Annotated in this window: 3 protein-coding genes; all 3 read right to left on the bottom strand. The window is 32.9% G+C overall.

Going from position 1 to position 3043, the window contains the following annotated elements; genetic code table 11:
• Positions 1-412: 412 nt before the first annotated feature.
• Positions 413-1435: a hypothetical protein gene (locus GQR60_RS19925; protein WP_124994618.1), complete on the bottom strand. Its 1023-nt coding sequence runs from the start codon at positions 1433-1435 to the stop codon at positions 413-415.
• Between the two features lie 161 nt (positions 1436-1596).
• Entirely contained in the window at positions 1597-2163 is a 567-nt protein-coding gene (locus tag GQR60_RS19920) for a hypothetical protein (protein ID WP_124994617.1), read from the bottom strand.
• Complete coding sequence (locus GQR60_RS19915) at positions 2160-2903, bottom strand: hypothetical protein (RefSeq protein WP_124994616.1); 744 nt, start codon at positions 2901-2903, stop codon at positions 2160-2162. The genes GQR60_RS19920 and GQR60_RS19915 overlap by 4 nt, the downstream gene beginning before the upstream one ends.
• Between the last annotated feature and the right edge of the window lie 140 nt (positions 2904-3043).

The raw sequence follows: 3043 nt of genomic DNA, 5'->3' as shown, positions 1-3043 counted from the left end.
GCGAAGCCTTATCCGTTTGGGCGTTCAGCAAGGACAAGCCTATGCATGGTCTCGTTCACGCAATGAGGAACGAATTCATGAATGCCCATAAAAATAAGTATTTATGAATCATGGGGGGATGGGCGATAGCTCAGAGTCCGATTCTGAGAACGACCATTACCCTTGAAAGATTGCGGAAACGTGGTTATGAATCTATGCTCGACATTTACAAACAAATCACGCCTGTTCGACGTGATTCCTTATTCCCCATAACTTAATCCCGATTCCTCGGGACCGTATACAGCCTGTCCCGATTTTTATCGGGAAGACCCGCTTGGTTTATGCTGAGCTTGCGAAGTATCTGGTGGTGTGAAAGCCTCTCCCTGCTAGTGATTACTAGCGGGGCGGGCTATTCGATTAGCATTTCGTTGTTTTATACTAATTCTTTATTTAGCAAGTCAGCTAATTCATAATATGCTCTAAAAGAGTTGTTCCCATTCTTAGGTCTAGGTCTATTTTTTAATTCTATAACATTGTCCGATAAAATGAATACTTGCTTTTCATCTTTGGGAAGTTCTACCCAAATTTTGTTTTCTAATAAATAATCAACGTAGCCTTTTACTCTATCTCGATAATTAACACTGTAATTTTCATCTTTCATGAATGTCTCGAAATCGTCATAAAAGTTTAAAATAATGATTTCTTCTACTTTAAATAACTTATCCATTTCACCACCTCCACTTTTTCTGAAAGTAATGTATAGGGGCTTGTGTTTAATTAAATATTTCCCATCATTTGGACATTCATAAACCTTTAATTCATCTATTGCTTGTTCTGACCATTTTGCTGTTGGAATAGAAAAAACTTCTTTTTCGTAAAATTTCATTGTCCCATTAATATTTGTTAGAAAACTAAAGTAATCGTCAAGTAGTGTATTCTGTTTAGGTAGTACTTCATAAAATGCACTAATAATATCTTCCCAAGTAATTGATACTAAACTGGCATGTTTTGTATAACTCGGAAGTTTTGTTAATGTTACACCAAGACTATTGTTGCGAAACACTTTAAGCTCTTGAAAAACTTCATTTTCAATATAATTCTCAATTTGTTTATTCGTATCATAAACGGATGTTCCCTTATTGATACTCTTTGCCTCAATCAGAATTGCTTTAAATGGTTGTCCATCTTTGTAAAATCGCAATACAATATCTGCTCTGTATTTATTAAGTGAATTAGAGATTAGTTCACAATTAACAATTACTCGGCTAATGCTTTTTAAATCAATTTCTCCAATTTTTGATTTAATTGAATTGATGTCAAGAAAGGCTTTTAATGCTGTTTGTGATTTAGATAATAGAAGTCCAAGTCCTTTCGTTTGCTGAGTTTCTTTGTCTCCTGATATCAAATCAAAATAGCTCGAATTCATTGAACTATAAAGTCTAAAACTATTTCTCATTTTGGTCTTTTATAATGAATGCTAAACGGTCACTTGTAAGTTGTCGTTGCGGATTTCGGAGCTCGTTCCTGTCCGCGAGGACGGAACGATGTTGCGAGAATCCAGCGAACGACACACCACGAACCCCGCAATGCAATTTACAATTTGTTATAGCCAGTTTTTTATTCATTTAATAGACTTTCTATTTGTTCCTTAGTTATTATCAAAAAATTAGTCGCGTCATAGGTATTTTTTTCTACTCTTTTAAGAAATCCAAGATAATTTAAGATTCTAACGAAAGTCCTTTTTACAGATTCATTGTAGGCAATTCCAATTCCAATTCTCCCAAGAGAAGCTGCATTTATCATACTTCCCATAATATGTTTCTTTGTACTTGTATTTTCAATTTCAATTGCACAAAAACACCGAGCATTCTGATTTTTTCTAATTAAAAAATCAAATTCTGGAATATTGATTTCATTTAACCATTCATCTCCAATATTTTCAACATGAAAATCATAAATTTTTCTAAGAAAATCTTCAATATTGTTATTTCTAAGAAGTTGATTATAGTTCGCAGTTCTGTTTCTCCCAGGTGCAACGCTAAATGGACCAACAGCAATATCAACTCGAGGAGAATATTGGTAAGGCATATTTTCAAATGCTCGCCATTCACTTATCACTTCCAAGTTTTCTAATTTTTCTGCAATTAGTGGAGAAATATTGTCTTGAAATTCTTTTGCTGTCATAATCGTTTTATCTTTTCGTGGTTTTGAAATTGTCTATAATCAGTTTTCCCTATTTGGCTATCTTCAATATCGGAAAATGCTTCAATTTCAAATAGGTAAGCATTTGATTCACTTGAAAAATTACCAAAAATGAATTGTCTTGTAATTGCTCGTAAAAACAATTCCAATTTAGAGACTAACAACTCATTTGATTTTAAGTACAATTTTTCAATTTTTTTAGGGTTAGATAACATCTTAAAAAAATTCCTTTCTCCAAAAAAATCTTTTAATACATGAGTTTCAATTCGTTCCCATTCCTTTTGTGCTTCAAACTCTTGCTCAGTACCTAGAATTGCATCTAGATTAAAGTATCGAGCACGTCTCCCGTACTCGGAAAGTGTTTTACAAATGGAATTAATTATTTCATCTTTGGTTATAATGTCATAATCCATACTTGCAAATGGTCTATCAACTGGAATGCAAATTTTCTCGATTTGATTTTTAAGATATTCAATATCATGACCGTTATTCCCTTGCATCAACTCTTTATAATTTGGAAGTCTACCTGTTTTTTGTTTAAAATTAAGACACAGCATAGATTTGAAGATTCTTTCAAATCCACTTGACAAATACATAAGAAGTGGGTCATAAAAATCATTTGCAGCTGAAATTTTTTGTATCTCAGCGAGTCCATTTCTTAAATACTTAATTGAATTTCCAATTTCAATAACTACTGCGATATTTCGATATGTCTCATTCATTCAAAATTGGCTATAACGCTTGTGAATGTGTATGTACACTTATATTTCTTTTATCAATCTTAAAACATACACTTATCCATCTCATAGAGAGGTGTAAGTGTATATAGCTACCTGTACAGGCCAGTAAATGTACACATCCT

The organism is Labilibaculum euxinicum (assembly GCF_009795715.1).
Classification (GTDB): Bacteria; Bacteroidota; Bacteroidia; order Bacteroidales; family Marinifilaceae; genus Labilibaculum; species Labilibaculum euxinus.
This window is presented reverse-complemented; position numbering and strand designations above follow the sequence as displayed.

Bases quoted from the DNA above. Each gene is read 5' to 3' on its own strand.
- GQR60_RS19920 (WP_124994617.1), bottom strand. From the start codon at position 2,163: ATGACAGCAAAAGAATTTCAAGACAATATTTCTCCACTAATTGCAGAA.
- GQR60_RS19925 (WP_124994618.1), bottom strand. From the start codon at position 1,435: ATGAGAAATAGTTTTAGACTTTATAGTTCAATGAATTCGAGCTATTTT.
- GQR60_RS19915 (WP_124994616.1), bottom strand. From the start codon at position 2,903: ATGAATGAGACATATCGAAATATCGCAGTAGTTATTGAAATTGGAAAT.